Source organism: Rhizobacter sp. SG703 (genome assembly GCF_012275445.1).
Lineage (GTDB): Bacteria > Pseudomonadota > Gammaproteobacteria > Burkholderiales > Burkholderiaceae_C > Rhizobacter.
Genome location: NZ_JAAZQK010000017.1, coordinates 1 through 13,586, shown reverse-complemented (window position 1 = coordinate 13,586; position 13,586 = coordinate 1). Strand labels below are relative to the sequence as shown.

Annotated in this window: 19 protein-coding genes; 5 read left to right on the top strand and 14 right to left on the bottom strand. The window is 66.4% G+C overall.

All coding sequences use genetic code 11. The annotated features are described in order from the left end of the window. The first annotated feature begins 72 nt into the window (after positions 1-72). From FHT26_RS27835 to FHT26_RS27825, 3 genes are all read left to right on the top strand, one after another. Entirely contained in the window at positions 73-783 is a 711-nt protein-coding gene (locus FHT26_RS27835; protein WP_490362817.1) for a GNAT family N-acetyltransferase, read from the top strand. Positions 784-942: 159 nt separating this feature from the next. Beyond that, entirely contained in the window at positions 943-1,758 is an 816-nt protein-coding gene (locus FHT26_RS27830; protein WP_168563332.1) for a DUF2726 domain-containing protein, read from the top strand. 38 nt (positions 1,759-1,796) lie between these two features. Beyond that, positions 1,797-2,831, top strand: a complete 1,035-nt coding sequence (locus FHT26_RS27825; RefSeq protein ID WP_168563331.1) for a serine/threonine protein kinase — start codon at positions 1,797-1,799, stop codon at positions 2,829-2,831. A 4-nt stretch (positions 2,832-2,835) separates the two neighbouring features. Here FHT26_RS27825 and htpG read toward each other — a convergent pair whose 3' ends face one another. After that, complete coding sequence (gene htpG, locus FHT26_RS27820) at positions 2,836-4,716, bottom strand: molecular chaperone HtpG (protein ID WP_168563330.1); 1,881 nt, start codon at positions 4,714-4,716, stop codon at positions 2,836-2,838. 205 nt (positions 4,717-4,921) lie between these two features. Here htpG and FHT26_RS27815 point away from each other — a divergent pair, with 205 nt between their 5' ends. Continuing rightward, complete coding sequence (locus tag FHT26_RS27815; protein ID WP_168563329.1) at positions 4,922-6,205, top strand: cation:proton antiporter; 1,284 nt, start codon at positions 4,922-4,924, stop codon at positions 6,203-6,205. 1 nt (position 6,206) lies between these two features. Then, entirely contained in the window at positions 6,207-7,319 is a 1,113-nt protein-coding gene (locus tag FHT26_RS27810; RefSeq protein ID WP_168563328.1) for a YbdK family carboxylate-amine ligase, read from the top strand. Position 7,320: 1 nt separating this feature from the next. Here the strand turns inward: FHT26_RS27810 and FHT26_RS27805 are convergent, their stop codons facing one another. From FHT26_RS27805 to FHT26_RS27745, 13 genes are all read right to left on the bottom strand, one after another. Further along, positions 7,321-7,827 carry a peroxiredoxin gene (locus FHT26_RS27805; protein WP_168563327.1) on the bottom strand — a complete coding sequence of 169 codons (507 nt, stop codon included), beginning with the start codon at positions 7,825-7,827 and terminating at the stop codon, positions 7,321-7,323. Between the two features lie 95 nt (positions 7,828-7,922). After that, complete coding sequence (gene rpsQ, locus FHT26_RS27800) at positions 7,923-8,210, bottom strand: 30S ribosomal protein S17 (RefSeq protein ID WP_168563326.1); 288 nt, start codon at positions 8,208-8,210, stop codon at positions 7,923-7,925. Then, positions 8,207-8,404: a 50S ribosomal protein L29 gene (gene rpmC, locus FHT26_RS27795; RefSeq protein ID WP_047585666.1), complete on the bottom strand. Its 198-nt coding sequence runs from the start codon at positions 8,402-8,404 to the stop codon at positions 8,207-8,209. The genes rpsQ and rpmC overlap by 4 nt, the downstream gene beginning before the upstream one ends. A 19-nt stretch (positions 8,405-8,423) precedes the next feature. Beyond that, positions 8,424-8,840 carry a 50S ribosomal protein L16 gene (gene rplP / locus FHT26_RS27790; RefSeq protein WP_047506369.1) on the bottom strand — a complete coding sequence of 139 codons (417 nt, stop codon included), beginning with the start codon at positions 8,838-8,840 and terminating at the stop codon, positions 8,424-8,426. An 11-nt stretch (positions 8,841-8,851) separates the two neighbouring features. Then, positions 8,852-9,772: a 30S ribosomal protein S3 gene (rpsC, locus tag FHT26_RS27785; protein WP_168563325.1), complete on the bottom strand. Its 921-nt coding sequence runs from the start codon at positions 9,770-9,772 to the stop codon at positions 8,852-8,854. Positions 9,773-9,788: 16 nt separating this feature from the next. After that, on the bottom strand, positions 9,789-10,118 hold the full coding sequence (gene rplV, locus FHT26_RS27780; protein ID WP_047586273.1) for a 50S ribosomal protein L22: 330 nt from the start codon (positions 10,116-10,118) through the stop codon (positions 9,789-9,791). An 11-nt stretch (positions 10,119-10,129) separates the two neighbouring features. Continuing rightward, entirely contained in the window at positions 10,130-10,408 is a 279-nt protein-coding gene (rpsS, locus tag FHT26_RS27775) for a 30S ribosomal protein S19 (protein ID WP_047506365.1), read from the bottom strand. Positions 10,409-10,417: 9 nt separating this feature from the next. Further along, positions 10,418-11,242, bottom strand: a complete 825-nt coding sequence (gene rplB, locus FHT26_RS27770; RefSeq protein WP_056809653.1) for a 50S ribosomal protein L2 — start codon at positions 11,240-11,242, stop codon at positions 10,418-10,420. Then, positions 11,242-11,556 (bottom strand): 50S ribosomal protein L23, encoded by a 315-nt coding sequence (gene rplW, locus FHT26_RS27765; RefSeq protein WP_047506361.1) that lies wholly within the window; start codon positions 11,554-11,556, stop codon positions 11,242-11,244. Before rplW ends, rplB begins: the two co-directional genes overlap by 1 nt. Then, positions 11,553-12,173 (bottom strand): 50S ribosomal protein L4, encoded by a 621-nt coding sequence (gene rplD / locus FHT26_RS27760; protein WP_056809651.1) that lies wholly within the window; start codon positions 12,171-12,173, stop codon positions 11,553-11,555. The genes rplW and rplD overlap by 4 nt, the downstream gene beginning before the upstream one ends. Next, complete coding sequence (gene rplC, locus FHT26_RS27755) at positions 12,173-12,844, bottom strand: 50S ribosomal protein L3 (RefSeq protein WP_168563324.1); 672 nt, start codon at positions 12,842-12,844, stop codon at positions 12,173-12,175. The genes rplD and rplC overlap by 1 nt, the downstream gene beginning before the upstream one ends. Positions 12,845-13,059: 215 nt before the next feature. Further along, positions 13,060-13,374: a 30S ribosomal protein S10 gene (gene rpsJ, locus FHT26_RS27750; RefSeq protein ID WP_047506357.1), complete on the bottom strand. Its 315-nt coding sequence runs from the start codon at positions 13,372-13,374 to the stop codon at positions 13,060-13,062. A 113-nt stretch (positions 13,375-13,487) separates the two neighbouring features. Then, positions 13,488-13,586 (bottom strand): EF-Tu C-terminal domain-related protein (locus FHT26_RS27745; protein WP_490362819.1); only part of this gene is annotated, 99 nt, incomplete at its 5' end.

Sequence of the window (13,586 nt, the reverse complement as noted above, 5' to 3'; positions counted from 1 at the left end):
CGCCGCCTGCCTGCGCGCGCTCGCAAGAGAATGCCTGAACTGGTACATTAGGGTTTCCACCAACGCCTCGCCATGAGCATCATCGCCACCGCCCCCGAACGTTCGTCGCCTCTCGCGTCGAGCCCTGGCGGCGCACCCGAAGCCTCGCGCTTCAACTGGGTGCCGATCCGGTCGATGTCAGAGCGCCACCGCAAGCGCATATCATCGCATCTGCTTGGCCTCGAAGAAAGTGATCGCTATCTTCGATTCGGCTATCCAGCCACCGACGCCCAGATCGAGCGCTACGTCGCGTCGCTGAACTTCGAACGCGACGAGCTGTTCGGCATCTTCAACCGGCGCCTGCAGCTGATCGCGCTGGCCCATCTGGCCTACGCGCCGGTCGTGCGGCCTGAAGATGCCGCGATGGCCGAGTTCGGCGTCTCGGTCGCGGGCCATGCACGGGGACGCGGCTATGGCGCCCGGCTGTTCGAACGCGCCGTGTTGCAGGCGCGCAACCGCGGCTGCGATCGGCTGTTCATCCATGCGCTCAGCGAGAACGTCGCGATGCTGAAGATCGCCCGCCGCGCCGGCGCGTTGGTTCAGCGCGACGGGTCCGAGTCGGAGGCCTGGTTGAAGCTGCCGCCCGACAGCCTCGCGTCGCAGATGGGCCAGCTGGTGGAACGCCACGCCGCCGAGTTGAACTACCAGCTCAAGCGGCACGCACATCGCGTGGGCGACCTGCTCGACACCGTCACCGAAGTGAAGGCCCACGTGAGTGGCACGCGCCGCATCGCGTCACAATGAGCGACGAAATCAGTTTTCAGACACCATTCTGACAACTGTACGGCCCCGATGTGGGGGATGCGGCCTCGGGGGCCGACCGCTAGGATGCCTTCGGTTCGTCGCTCGACGGGTGCCTTCGGCCCCGGTCCGATGGACCCTCTTCGAGTCTGTGCCCTGATCATGCAAGTCCTGCCCTGGATCGCCGCATTGGCAGTCACCGTGCTGCTGGCCCTCGCGCTCCTCGTGCTGTTGTGGCGCGGGCGCAAGCCGCCGCAACCCAAGCCGCTGCCGACCGAATGGGCGCTGACAGCCCGCCCCGTGTTCAGCACCGACGAGCGCCGCATCTACCGGCTGCTGCGCGAAGCGTTGCCGCATCACATCGTGTTGTCCAAGCTGCCGCTGGTGCGCTTCTGCCAGCCCAACGATCCGTCCGAGGTTCGCTTCTGGTTCGACCTGCTCGGCTCCAACCACGTGACCTTCGCGGTCTGCAGCGCCAACGGCCGCGTGCTGGCCGCCATCGACCTCGATGTCGAACGCGGCGGCTCGCGCCGGCTGCAGCAGATCAAGCAGTCGGTGCTGGCCGCCTGCCGCGTGCGCTACCTGCGCTGCTCCACCGACCACCTGCCGTCGATCGCCGAATTGCAGTTGCTGGTGCCGCACAGCGGCGCCGCGTCGCGCGCACCGCAACCCGCGCCGACGCACACGCTGCACGAGGCGCGCGACACGCTGGCGACCACGGTCGCGACGAAGCGCGCCGAGCGCACCGCACTGTGGAGCGATTCGACGCTGTTCCAGGATTCGTTCTTCTCCCCCGACAGCCGGCTCGATGCCTTCTCGAGCAGCGAGTTCTCCGGGCTCACCGAGCGCAGCGGAAAGTCCACCTCGCGCCAGGGCCCGGCGTTCGCGACGACCAACCCCGGCGACAGCACGCTGGGCGACGACGTCGGCGGGGTCGTCGTCGATCCGCCGCACTACGCGTCGAGCACGCGGCATTGAATCTCGGCGGCAGCACGGCTGCCGCTTACGATGCGGGCATGTCATCCGCCTCGCCGATTGAAACTCCCTACGCCGGCCTCACGCCGGAAGTCGTCCTCGACGCCCTCGATTCGGTCGGCCTGCGCGGCGACGGCCGGCTGATCCAGCTGAACTCCTACGAGAACCGCGTCTTCCAGGTGTTCCTCGAAGACAAGCGCGTCGTGGTCGCGAAGTTCTACCGCCCCGGTCGCTGGAGCGACGCGCAGATCCTCGAGGAGCACGCGTTCGCGAACGAACTCGCCGCCGCCGAGATCCCCGTCGTCAGCCCGTGGTCGCTGACCAGCGAGCAGAGAGGCACCACCTCGACGCTGTGCCACTACACCGGTGGCGCCGACCCGCACCGCTTCGCGATCACCGAGCGCCGCTCCGGCCGCGCGCCCGAGCTGGAGGACGAGGCCACGATGGAGTGGATCGGCCGCTTCATCGGCCGCATGCACCTGGTCGGCGCGAAGTCGGCGTTCTCGCACCGGCTGACGCTCGACCTCGCGACCTACGGCCAGGGCCCGCTCGACTGGCTGCTCGCCGGCGACATCATCCCGCCCGATGCGAAGCCCGGCTGGGAGCGCGCGGCGCGCGATGCGCTGGCCGAGATCGCCGCCTGCTTCGATGCCGTCGGCAGCACGCGCACGATCCGGCTGCATGGCGACTGCCACGCCGGCAACGTGCTGTGGACCGAAGCCGGCCCGCATTTCGTCGACCTCGACGACACCTTGTCCGGCCCGGCCGTGCAGGACCTGTGGATGCTGCTGTCGGGCGAACGCAGCGTCGCGACCCGCCAGCTGCATGCACTGCTGAGCGGCTACGAAGACTTCATGGAATTCGACTGGCGCGAGCTGCGCCTGGTGGAGGCCTTCCGCACGCTGCGGATGATCCACTACAGCGCCTGGCTCGCCCGGCGCTGGGACGACCCGGCGTTCCCGATCGCGTTCCCGTGGTTCGGCGCGCCGGTCTACTGGACCGACCAGGCGGTGCGCCTGCGCGAGCAGATCGCGACGCTGCGGGAGCCGCCGGCCTTCGGCGGCCCCGCCTTCTGAGCGCTCAGGCCGTCAGCAGCGCCGTGACGCGGCGCACGTAGGCCGCCGGGTCCTCGAGCTGCCCGCCTTCGGCCAGCACGGCCTGGTCGAACAGGATGTTCGCCAGCTCGTCGAACTGCGGGCTGCTCTCGAGCCGCTTCACCAGCGCATGCTCGGCGTTCACCTCGAGCACCGGGTTCGTCTTCGGCGCACTCTGGCCCGACTGCTTCAGCAGGCGCGCGAGGTGCCCGCTGATGTCGCCCTCCTCGACGACCAGGCAGGCCGGCGAATCGACCAGCCGCGAGGTCGCGCGCACGTCCTTCGCGCGGTCCTTCAGCGCCTCCTTCAGGCGGTCGAGCACCGGCTGGAACGCGGTCGCGACCGCTTCGGCCTGCTTCTTCTCGGCCTCGTCCTGCAGCTTGCCGAGGTCGACCGAACCCTTCGCGACGCTCTGCAGCGGCTTGCCCTCGACCTCGTACAGGTGGCTGAGCAGCCATTCGTCGACGCGGTCGACCAGCAGCAGCACCTCGATGCCCTTCTTGCGGAAGATCTCGAGCTGCGGGCTGCTCTTCGCGCCGGCCAGGTTGTCGGCGGTGATGTAGTAGATCGCGTCCTGGCCTTCCTTCATGCGACCGAGGTAGTCGGCGAACGACACGCCTTCATCGGCATGCGTCGACGCGAAACGCAGCAGCTTGGTCAGCCGCTCCTGGTTCGCATGGTCTTCGCCGACGCCTTCCTTCAGCACCGCCCCGAAGTCCTTCCAGAACGCCGCGTACTTGGCCTTCTCGGCAGCGTCCTCGCTGTCGGCCAGCGACTCCAGCATGCCGAGCACGCGCTTGGTCGAGCCCTCGCGGATCGCCTTCACGTCGCGACTTTCCTGCAGCAGTTCGCGCGAGACGTTCAGCGGCAGGTCGGCGCTGTCGATCACGCCCTTCACGAAGCGCAGATAGACCGGCATCAGCGCCTCGGCGTCGTCCATGATGAAGACGCGCTTCACGTAGAGCTTCACACCGCCGCGCTTGTCGCGGTTCCACAGGTCGAAGGGCGCCTTCGCCGGCACGTACAGCAGCTGCGTGTACTCGCTGCGGCCCTCGACGCGGTTGTGCGTGAACGCGAGCGGCGCTTCGGTGTCGTAGCTGATCTGCTTGTAGAACTCGGTGTACTGCTCCGGCGTGATGTCGCTCTTGCTGCGCGTCCACAGGGCCGCGGCCTTGTTGACCGGCGCCCATTCCTCCTGGACCACCTGCTCCTGCTTGTCGGCGTCCCACTCTTCCTTCTGCATCAGGATCGGCAGCGAGATGTGGTCGGAGTACTTGCCGATGATGGAGCGCAGCTTCCAGGCCGTCAGGAACTCCTCCTCGCCGTCGCGCAGGTGCAGGATCACCGACGTGCCGCGCTGCGCCCGCGTGATCGTCTCGACCTCGAAGTCGCCGCTGCCTTCCGAGCTCCAGCGCACGCCCTGCTCGGCCGGCAGGCCGGCGCGGCGCGATTCGACGGTGATGCGGTCGGCCACGATGAAGCCGCTGTAGAAGCCGACACCGAACTGGCCGATCAGCTGTGCGTCTTTCTTCTGGTCGCCTTCGAGCTTGCTCATGAACTCGCGCGTGCCGCTCTTCGCGATGGTGCCGAGGTTGGCCACCGCTTCGTCGGCCGACAGACCGATGCCGTTGTCGGTGATCGTCAGCGTCTTCGCGGCCTTGTCGAACGCGATGCGCACTTCGAGGTTCGGCGCGTCTTCGTACAGCGCCGCGTTGTTCAGCGCCTCGAAGCGCAGCTTGTCGCAGGCGTCCGACGCGTTCGAGACCAGCTCGCGGAGAAAGATCTCCTTGTTGGAGTAGAGCGAATGCGTAACGAGGTGCAGGATCTGCTTGACCTCGGCCTGGAAGGAAAGTGTTTGCTTGTCCATGGTCTTGCCGCAGCTGAAATGAGGTTGAGGAGGAACGTCGAAGCGAATGTTGGCGAGCGAACCTGTAGGCGCTGTCTGACACGAAGTCGCGCCGCGGAGGCACTGCACCTGAGGTCGGATACGGTTACCTTCAAGGCCCCGAAGTTTCCCCGATCCTTGCCGGGGATCCGGGCGGCCGTCTCATCTTTCGCTTTGCTGCCGACGCATGTCCCTGTCTTCCACGTTCGAGAACTGGTTCGCCCCCTCCGCCGCCACCGCCTCCTGGACCCTCGACCGCCTGCGCGGGATCGACCCTGTGCTGGGTTTTGCGATCGTGATGGTCGTGGCGGTGGTGCTCGGCGAGATCCTGAGGCGGCGCTTCCGCTTGCCGCGCTTGTGCGGCCACATGCTGACCGGGGCGCTGGCCAGCCCGCTGGCGCTGCGGCTGCTGGAGCGCACCGACCTCGACCCGGTCAAGCCGCTGATCGACCTGGCCATCGGCGTGCTGGTGTTCGAGCTCGGCAGCCGGATCCGGCCGCGCTGGCTGATCGACAACCCCTGGCTCGCGCTGACCTGTGTGCTCGAAGGCGTGCTGTCCGGCCTCGCGGTGTATGTCGGCCTGCTGGCCTTCGATGCGCCGTCGATCTCGGCCGCGCTGGCCGGCGCGGTCGCGATGTCGACGTCGCCGGTCATCGTGCTGGCGCTGGTGCACCAGATGCGCCCGCGCGGGCAGGTCACCGAACGGCTGCTGATGATGTCGGCCATCAACAGCGTGCTCGCGGTGGTCGCGCTGAAGGCCTGGGGCGTGCTCGCCGCCAGCGGTGGCGTCGGCGTGGAGCCCGTCGGGCTCGAACCGGCCATCACCAGCGCGCTGCTGGTGGTCAGCGGCTCGTTCCTGCTCGGCGTCGCGGCCGGCTGGGTGCTGACGCAGCTGACCAAGCAGGTGCGCGGCCTCACCACCGCGCCGGTGCTGCAGATCGCGCTGGTCATCATCGCGGCGATGCTGGCGGCGCAGTGGCGGCTGTCGCCGTTGCTGGCGCTGCTGGTGGCCGGCATGGTGGCGCGCTCGCGGATGGCGCACGGCCTGACCGTCGAGCCGCAGCTCGGCACGGCCGGCGCCACGCTCAGCGTGCTGCTGTTCATCTGCCTGGGCATGCTGTTCACGCTCGACGGCTTCACGACGCTGTGGCCGTGGGTGCTGGTGATCGTCGTCGCGCGGCTGGTCGGCAAGGGCATCGCGATCGCCGTGCTGACGCGGCCGAGCGGCCTCGGCTGGCGCCAGGCGGGCGCGCTGACGATCGCGCTGCAGCCGATGAGCAGCCTCGCGGTGCTGCTGACCGCCGACACCTTCGGCTGGCCATCGCAGCTGCCCGGCGCCAATGGCGGCGTGCTGCAGGCGCTGCTGATCTCGACCACGCTGCTGCAATTCATCGGCCCGCTGCTGGCCGAGCGCGCGGTGCGCGACCTGGCGCAGGAGTGCGCGCCCGTCCCGAAGACAAAGGCTTCCTGACATGGCACTCGCCGAATTCACCACCTCCGAGCCGCTGACGCTGGGCGTCGAACTCGAACTCCAACTCGTCAGCACGCACGACTTCGACCTGGCACCGCAGGCCGAAGACCTGCTGCGCGTGCTCGCGAAGCACTCCGGCGCCTGGGACGTGAAGCCCGAGATCACGCGCAGCATGATCGAGATCGGCACCTCGATCCAGCGCGAGCACAGCGGGCTGGTCGCCGAGCTGCACGACCTGCGCGGGCAGCTCTCGCAGGCGGCCCGCAAGCTGAACATCGGTATCGCCGGCGGCGGCACGCATGCCTATCAGCACTGGAGCGACCAGCAGATCTTCCCGACCGAGCGCTTCCACTACATCAGCGAGCTGTACGGCTACCTGGCCAAGCAGTTCACCGTGTTCGGCCAGCACGTGCACGTCGGCTGCGAAGACGGCGACACCGCACTGTGGCTGCTGCACGCGCTGTCGCGCTACGTGCCGCACTTCATCGCGCTGAGCGCGTCGTCGCCGTTCGTTCAGGGCGTCGACACCGGCTTCGATTCGGCGCGGCTGAACTCGGTGTTCGCGTTCCCGCTGTCCGGGCGCGCGCCGTTCGTGACCACCTGGGACGACTTCGGGCTGTACTTCGACAAGATGACCAGCACCGGCGTCGTGCAGTCGATGAAGGATTTCTACTGGGACATCCGCCCGAAGCCCGAGTTCGGCACCATCGAGCTGCGGGTATGCGACACGCCGCTCGACGTCGACAAGGCCGCGGCGCTCGCCTGCTACCTGCAGGCGATCTGCCGCTACCTGCGCGAGGAGCGGCCGTTCGAGCCGTCGGAAGACGACTACCTCGTCTACACCTTCAACCGCTTCCAGGCCTGCCGCTTCGGGCTCGACGGCGAAATCGTCGACCCGCAGACCAAGCAACGCGAGAAGCTGCGCGACAACATCGTGCGCACGCTCGCACGGGTCGACGAACATGCGCTGGACCTGCGCTCGCTCGACGCCAGCAACCTGATCCGCGACAGCCTGCGGCACGGCAATGATGCGCAGTGGCTGCGCGGACTGCGGGCGTCCGGAGAACCGCTGTCCTCCGTCGTCCACAGCGCCACCGAGCGCTGGATGGGCTGAATCAGCCCTTGGCTTGGGTGAGCATCGTCTCGGCGTTGCTGACCTCGAACTTGCCCGGCGCTTCGATGTTCAGCGTCTTGACGATGCCGTTGTCGACCAGCATCGAGTAGCGCTGCGAGCGCACGCCCATGCCGCGCGCGACCAGGTCCAGCGTCAGGCCGGTGGCCTGCGTGAACGTGCCGCTGCCGTCGGCCATCATCCGAACCTTGCCCTGCGTGTGCTGGTCGCGGCCCCAGGCGCCCATCACGAACGCGTCGTTGACCGACACGCACCAGATCTCGTCGACGCCGGCGGCCTTCAGCGCGTCGGCGTTCTTCACGTAGCCCGGCACGTGCTGGGCCGAACAGGTCGGCGTGAAGGCACCGGGCAGCGCGAAGATCGCGATCTTCTTGCCGGCGGTTTCCTTCTCGACGTCGAAGGTGTTCGGCCCCAGGCTGCAGCCATTGCCTTCGACCTCGATGAATTCCTGCAGCGAACCTGCGGGCAGCTTGTCCCCAACTTTGAGCATTTCGATCTCCAAATGAAAAAACGGCCGGACGCCAGTATCCCAGCGTTCCGACCGTCCTGTGCGGCGCCCGAAGGCTCCGTTGTCTTACTGCTTGCTCAGACCTCGCGGGCCTTCTCGACCAGGCGCGTCACGATCCAGGACTTGGTCTTGGAAATCGGGCGGCTCTCGGCGATCTCGACCACGTCGCCCAGCTTGTATTCGCCCTTTTCGTCGTGGGCGTGGTACTTGCTCGACTTCGCGACGATCTTGCCGTAGAGCTCGTGCTTGGTACGGCGCTCGACCAGCACGGTGATGGTCTTGGCGCGCTTGTCGCTGACGACCTTGCCCACCAGGGTGCGGGTGTTCTTCAGCGGCGCTTCGGTCGTGGTTTGCGTGGTGCTCATTTGGCAGCCCTCTTCTTCTCGGCCAGGATGGTCTTCGCACGCGCGATGTCGCGGCGCGTGTTGCCCAGCGTCGAATGATTGGTCAGTTGCTGAGTCGCCTTCTGCATGCGCAGGCCGAAATGGGCCTTCAGCAGGTCAGCCACTTCCTTTTCAAGGCCGGCGACGTCCTTGGTGCGGAGTTCAGATGCTTTCATGTGTTTCTCCAGTCAGGCCTCAAGAGCCGACCTGACGCGACACGAAGGTGGTGCTCAGCGGCAGCTTGGCCGAAGCCAGCTTGAACGCTTCGCGGGCCAGCTCTTCGGGCACACCGTTGAGTTCGTAGAGCACCTTGCCGGGCTGGATTTCAGCGACGTAGTACTCCGGATTGCCCTTGCCGTTGCCCATGCGGACTTCGGCAGGCTTTTGCGAGATCGGCTTGTCCGGGAAGATGCGGATGAAGATCCGGCCGCCACGCTTGATGTGACGCGAGATCGCACGACGTGCGGCCTCGATCTGGCGCGCGGTCAGGCGACCACGCTCCGTGGCCTTCAGGCCGAAATCACCGAACGACACGTTCGCACCACGGGTGGCGACGCCGGTGTTGCGGCCCTTCTGCTCTTTGCGGTATTTCCGCCGAGACGGTTGCATCATGCTTGTTCTCCTTAGGCCTTGCCCGAGCCGGTGGCGTCGGGGGCCTTGCGCACGCGCTTGGCGGCGCTGGTCGGCGTGTCGGTGGCGGGCGCGCCCGTCGCCTCGGCCGGCTTGTCGCTGCCTTCGACCGGGGCACCACCTTGGCGGGGTGCACGGTCTCCGCCGCGATCGCCACCGCGGTCGCCACGGTCACCGGCACCGCCGCCCGGACGGCCACGGCCAGCCGGGGCGCCGGGACGCGTGTTGCGACGCGGACGGCGATCGTCTTCAGGCACCTCGGCCTTCAGTTGCGGCACTTCGCCATTGGCGAGGCGGTCGCCACGGTAGACCCAGCACTTCACGCCGATGATGCCGTAGGTCGTCTTGGCTTCGGAGAAGCCATAGTCGATGTCGGCCTTCAGGGTGTGAAGCGGCACGCGGCCTTCGCGGTACCACTCGCAGCGGGCGATTTCGATGCCGTTCAGGCGACCCGACGACATGATCTTGATGCCCTGTGCGCCCAGGCGCATCGCGTTCTGCATCGCGCGCTTCATCGCACGGCGGAACATGATGCGCTTCTCGAGCTGCTGGGTGATGCTGTCGGCGATCAGCTGTGCATCGATTTCGGGCTTGCGCACTTCCTCGATGTTGACCGCGACCGGCACGCCCATGCGGCGCGTCAGTTCAGCCTTCAGCTTCTCGATGTCCTCGCCCTTCTTGCCGATCACCACGCCCGGACGAGCCGAGAAGATGGTGACACGGGCGCTCTTGGCGGGGCGCTCGATCAGGATGCGCGACACGGCGGCGCTCTTCAGGCGAGCCTTCAGGAAGTCGCGGACGCGCAGGTCTTCGGCCAGCATCGTCGCGAAGTTCGCGTTCGATGCGTACCAGCGCGAAGCCCAGTTGCGGGTGACCGGCAGCCGGAAACCGGTCGGATGGATTTTCTGTCCCATGGTTTTCCTTCTGCGCTCAGTTGCCCACGGTCACGAAGATGTGACACGTCGGCTTGCTGATGCGGTTGCCGCGGCCCTTGGCCCGTGCGGAAAAGCGCTTGAGGGTGGCGGCTTGCTCGACGAAGATCGTCTTGACCTTGAGCTCGTCGATGTCGGCGCCGTCGTTGTGCTCTGCGTTGGCGATCGCCGACTCCAGAGCCTTCTTGATGATGCCGGCTGCCTTCTTGGGCGTGAAGGTCAGGATGTTCAGCGCCTGGTCGACCTTCTTGCCGCGGACCATGTCGGCCACCAGCCGACCCTTGTCGGCAGAGAGGCGGACGCCGCGAACGATTGAACGGGTTTCCATCGTCGTCATCCTTACTTCTTGTTGGCCTTCTTGTCGGCCGGGTGGCCCTTGAACGTGCGGGTCAGCGCAAATTCACCGAGCTTGTGGCCGACCATCTGGTCGGTGATGTACACGGGCACGTGCTGCTTGCCGTTGTGCACCGCGATCGTCAACCCGATGAAGTCGGGAAGAATCGTCGAGCGACGCGACCAGGTCTTGATCGGCTTCTTGTCCTTGATGGCCGCGGCCTTCTCGGCCTTGGCCATCAGGTGATGGTCAACGAACGGACCTTTTTTGAGCGAACGGGTCATGGCAGCCCCTTACTTCTTGCGACGCGAGACGATGAACGTCTGCGTGCGCTTGTTGTTGCGAGTGCGGTAGCCCTTGGTCATCGTGTTCCACGGCGACACAGGCACCTGGCCCTCGCCGGTACGACCTTCACCACCACCGTGCGGGTGATCCACCGGGTTCATCGCGACACCGCGAACCGTCGGACGGATGCCCTTCCAGCGACGCGCACCGGCCTTGCCGTACTGGCGCAGGTTGTGCTCTTCGTTGGAGACTTCGCCGATCGTCGCGCGGCAGTCGATGTGGATGCGGCGCACTTCACCGGAGCGCAGGCGCAGCTGGGCGTAGGTGCCTTCGCGTGCCAGCAGCGTCACCGAGGTGCCGGCCGAGCGTGCGATCTGTGCCCCCTTGCCCGGCAGCAGTTCGACGCAATGAACCGTCGAGCCCACCGGGATGTTGCGGATCGGCAGCGTGTTGCCGGCCTTGATCGGCGCTTCGGCGCCGCTCAGCACGGTGGCACCGACATCCAGGCCACGCGGGGCGATGATGTAGCGGCGCTCGCCGTCGGCGTAGCACACCAGCGCGATGTGCGCCGTGCGGTTCGGGTCGTACTCGATGCGCTCGACCTTCGCCGGGATGCCGTCCTTGTTGCGCACGAAGTCGACCACGCGGTAGTGGTGCTTGTGACCACCGCCCTTGTGGCGCATCGTGATGTGGCCGTTGTTGTTGCGACCCGCGTTCTGCATTTGCGGTTCGAGCAACGACGCTTCCGGACGGCCCTTGTAGAGGTGGCTGTGAACCACCTTCACGACGGCACGGCGGCCGGGCGATGTCGGTTTGACTTTGATGACGGCCATTACGCGGCCTCCCCGGAGAAGTTGAGCTCCTGGCCAGCCTTCAGCGACACATACGCCTTCTTGACGTGGTCGCGGCGGCCGATGGAACGGCCAAAGCGCTTGACCTTGCCCTTTTGAATCACGGTCTGCACCGACTCGACCTCGACCTTGAACAGCAGTTCGACTGCAGCCTTGATCTCGGGCTTGGTGGCATCGCGCAGCACCTTGAACAGAACCTGGTTGTGCTTTTCGGCGGCGGACGTGGCTTTTTCGCTCACGATCGGCGCCACCAGCACCTGGGCCAGGCGGCCCTCGTCATGCTTGGTCGTGCTCATCCCAGCATCTCCTTGAGTTGCTCGATCGCGCCCTTGGTCACCAGGATCTTCTTGAAGAAGACCAGCGACAGCGGATCGGCGTAACGCGGCTCGACCACCATCACGTTGGCGAGGTTGCGCGCGGCGAGCAGCAGGTTGTCGTCGACCTGGTCGGCGATCACCAGCACCGAGTCGAGGCCCATGGCCTTGAACTTGGCGGCGAGCTGCTTGGTCTTCGGCGAGTCGACGCTGATCGAATCGACCACCGCGACACGGCCTTCACGGGCCAGCTGCGAGAAGATGGCGGCCATGCCGGCGCGGTACATCTTCTTGTTGACCTTGTGGGTGAAGTTCTCGTCCGGGCTGTTCGGGAAGATCCGGCCGCCCCCGCGCCACAGCGGCGACGAGGTCATGCCGGCACGGGCGCGGCCCGTACCCTTTTGACGCCACGGCTTCTTCGTCGAGTGCTTCACGACGGCGCGGTCCTTCTGGGCGCGCGTGCCTTGGCGGGCGTTGGCCTGGAACGCAACGACGACCTGGTGGACCAGGGCTTCGTTGTAGTCGCGGGCGAACACGGTGTCGGGCGCGTCGACCTTGGAGGTCGCCTGGCCTTGGTCGTTGAGGAGCTCGAGTTGCATCAGTTGGCTCCCTTCTTGGCTTTCACCTTGACGCCGGGGCGCACGACCACATGGCCGTTCTTCGCACCGGGCACCGCGCCACGGACCAGCAGCAGCTGGCGGGCTTCGTCGATGCGGACGACGTCGAGGTTCTGGACGGTCTTGGTGACGTCGCCCATCTGACCGGACATCTTCTTGCCCGGGAACACGCGACCCGGATCCTGTGCCATCGAGATCGAGCCCGGCACGTTGTGCGAACGGCTGTTGCCGTGCGACGCGCGCTGCGAGCTGAAGTTGTGGCGCTTGATGGTGCCCGTGAAGCCCTTGCCGATGGAGGTGCCCTGCACGTCCACGAGCTGGCCCACGGCAAACGTCGTCACCGGCACCTGGGCGCCGGGCTTGAAGCCTGCGACGACGTCGGCGGTGACGCGGAATTCCTTCAGGACTTCACCGGCTTCGACCCCTGCTTTCGCAAAGTGTCCGGCTGCCGGCTTGATGACGCGCGATGCTTTGCGCGCGCCGAACGCCACTTGAATGGCGTTGTAGCCGTCGGTGGCTTCGGTCTTGACCTGGACGACACGGTTGTTCGACACATCGAGCACCGTCACGGGAACGGCGTCGCCGTCGTCCGTGAAGATGCGCATCATGCCCACCTTGCGGCCCAGCAAACCGAGATGTTCGCTAAGACTCATGAATATTCTCCAGCCCCCGCGCCACCCCCAACAACTGGGAGCGCTTGGAAGCCTTTGTTTGACATGCCCGACATCGATTGGCCGGGCTGACTTGGTGGCCTCTTGCCCCGAGAGACAAGGACCAAACCGGCCCGCAAGGGCCGGCTACTTCGGAAAGCCTGCGATTCTAGCCAGCTGCGGCCAAAGCCGCAACCACTTCCTCGCAGGCAGTCCCTTTACTGCAGCTTGATCTCGACGTCGACGCCGGCCGGCAGGTCGAGCTTCATCAGCGCGTCCACGGTCTTGTCGGTCGGATCGACGATGTCCATCAGGCGCTGATGGGTGCGGATTTCGAACTGGTCGCGCGAGGTCTTGTTGACGTGCGGCGAACGCAGGATGTCGAAACGCTGCATGCGGGTCGGCAGGGGCACCGGGCCCTTGACGATCGCGCCGGTGCGCTTCGCGGTGTCGACGATCTCGAGCGCCGACTGGTCGATCAGCTTGTAGTCAAACGCCTTCAGGCGAATGCGGATCTTTTGCTTGGTGGCCATGACTGTTCCTGAAAAAGAGCGTGCGGTCCTTGCGGATCGCGAAATCGATGGAGGGTGAGTGGCCGGCAGGCGTGGCGCCGAAGCACCCTGCCCGACCGACCGATGACTCCACCTTATTCGAGGATCTTGGCGACGACGCCGGCGCCGACGGTGCGACCGCCTTCACGGATGGCGAAGCGCAGGCCTTCTTCCATCGCGATCGGGGCGATCAG

Bases quoted from the DNA above. Each gene is read 5' to 3' on its own strand.
- FHT26_RS27835 (WP_490362817.1), top strand. From the start codon at position 73: ATGAGCATCATCGCCACCGCCCCCGAACGTTCGTCGCCTCTCGCGTCG.
- FHT26_RS27830 (WP_168563332.1), top strand. From the start codon at position 943: ATGCAAGTCCTGCCCTGGATCGCCGCATTGGCAGTCACCGTGCTGCTG.
- FHT26_RS27825 (WP_168563331.1), top strand. From the start codon at position 1,797: ATGTCATCCGCCTCGCCGATTGAAACTCCCTACGCCGGCCTCACGCCG.
- htpG (WP_168563330.1), bottom strand. From the start codon at position 4,716: ATGGACAAGCAAACACTTTCCTTCCAGGCCGAGGTCAAGCAGATCCTG.
- FHT26_RS27815 (WP_168563329.1), top strand. From the start codon at position 4,922: ATGTCCCTGTCTTCCACGTTCGAGAACTGGTTCGCCCCCTCCGCCGCC.
- FHT26_RS27810 (WP_168563328.1), top strand. From the start codon at position 6,207: ATGGCACTCGCCGAATTCACCACCTCCGAGCCGCTGACGCTGGGCGTC.
- FHT26_RS27805 (WP_168563327.1), bottom strand. From the start codon at position 7,827: ATGCTCAAAGTTGGGGACAAGCTGCCCGCAGGTTCGCTGCAGGAATTC.
- rpsQ (WP_168563326.1), bottom strand. From the start codon at position 8,210: ATGAGCACCACGCAAACCACGACCGAAGCGCCGCTGAAGAACACCCGC.
- rpmC (WP_047585666.1), bottom strand. From the start codon at position 8,404: ATGAAAGCATCTGAACTCCGCACCAAGGACGTCGCCGGCCTTGAAAAG.
- rplP (WP_047506369.1), bottom strand. From the start codon at position 8,840: ATGATGCAACCGTCTCGGCGGAAATACCGCAAAGAGCAGAAGGGCCGC.
- rpsC (WP_168563325.1), bottom strand. From the start codon at position 9,772: ATGGGACAGAAAATCCATCCGACCGGTTTCCGGCTGCCGGTCACCCGC.
- rplV (WP_047586273.1), bottom strand. From the start codon at position 10,118: ATGGAAACCCGTTCAATCGTTCGCGGCGTCCGCCTCTCTGCCGACAAG.
- rpsS (WP_047506365.1), bottom strand. From the start codon at position 10,408: ATGACCCGTTCGCTCAAAAAAGGTCCGTTCGTTGACCATCACCTGATG.
- rplB (WP_056809653.1), bottom strand. From the start codon at position 11,242: ATGGCCGTCATCAAAGTCAAACCGACATCGCCCGGCCGCCGTGCCGTC.
- rplW (WP_047506361.1), bottom strand. From the start codon at position 11,556: ATGAGCACGACCAAGCATGACGAGGGCCGCCTGGCCCAGGTGCTGGTG.
- rplD (WP_056809651.1), bottom strand. From the start codon at position 12,173: ATGCAACTCGAGCTCCTCAACGACCAAGGCCAGGCGACCTCCAAGGTC.
- rplC (WP_168563324.1), bottom strand. From the start codon at position 12,844: ATGAGTCTTAGCGAACATCTCGGTTTGCTGGGCCGCAAGGTGGGCATG.
- rpsJ (WP_047506357.1), bottom strand. From the start codon at position 13,374: ATGGCCACCAAGCAAAAGATCCGCATTCGCCTGAAGGCGTTTGACTAC.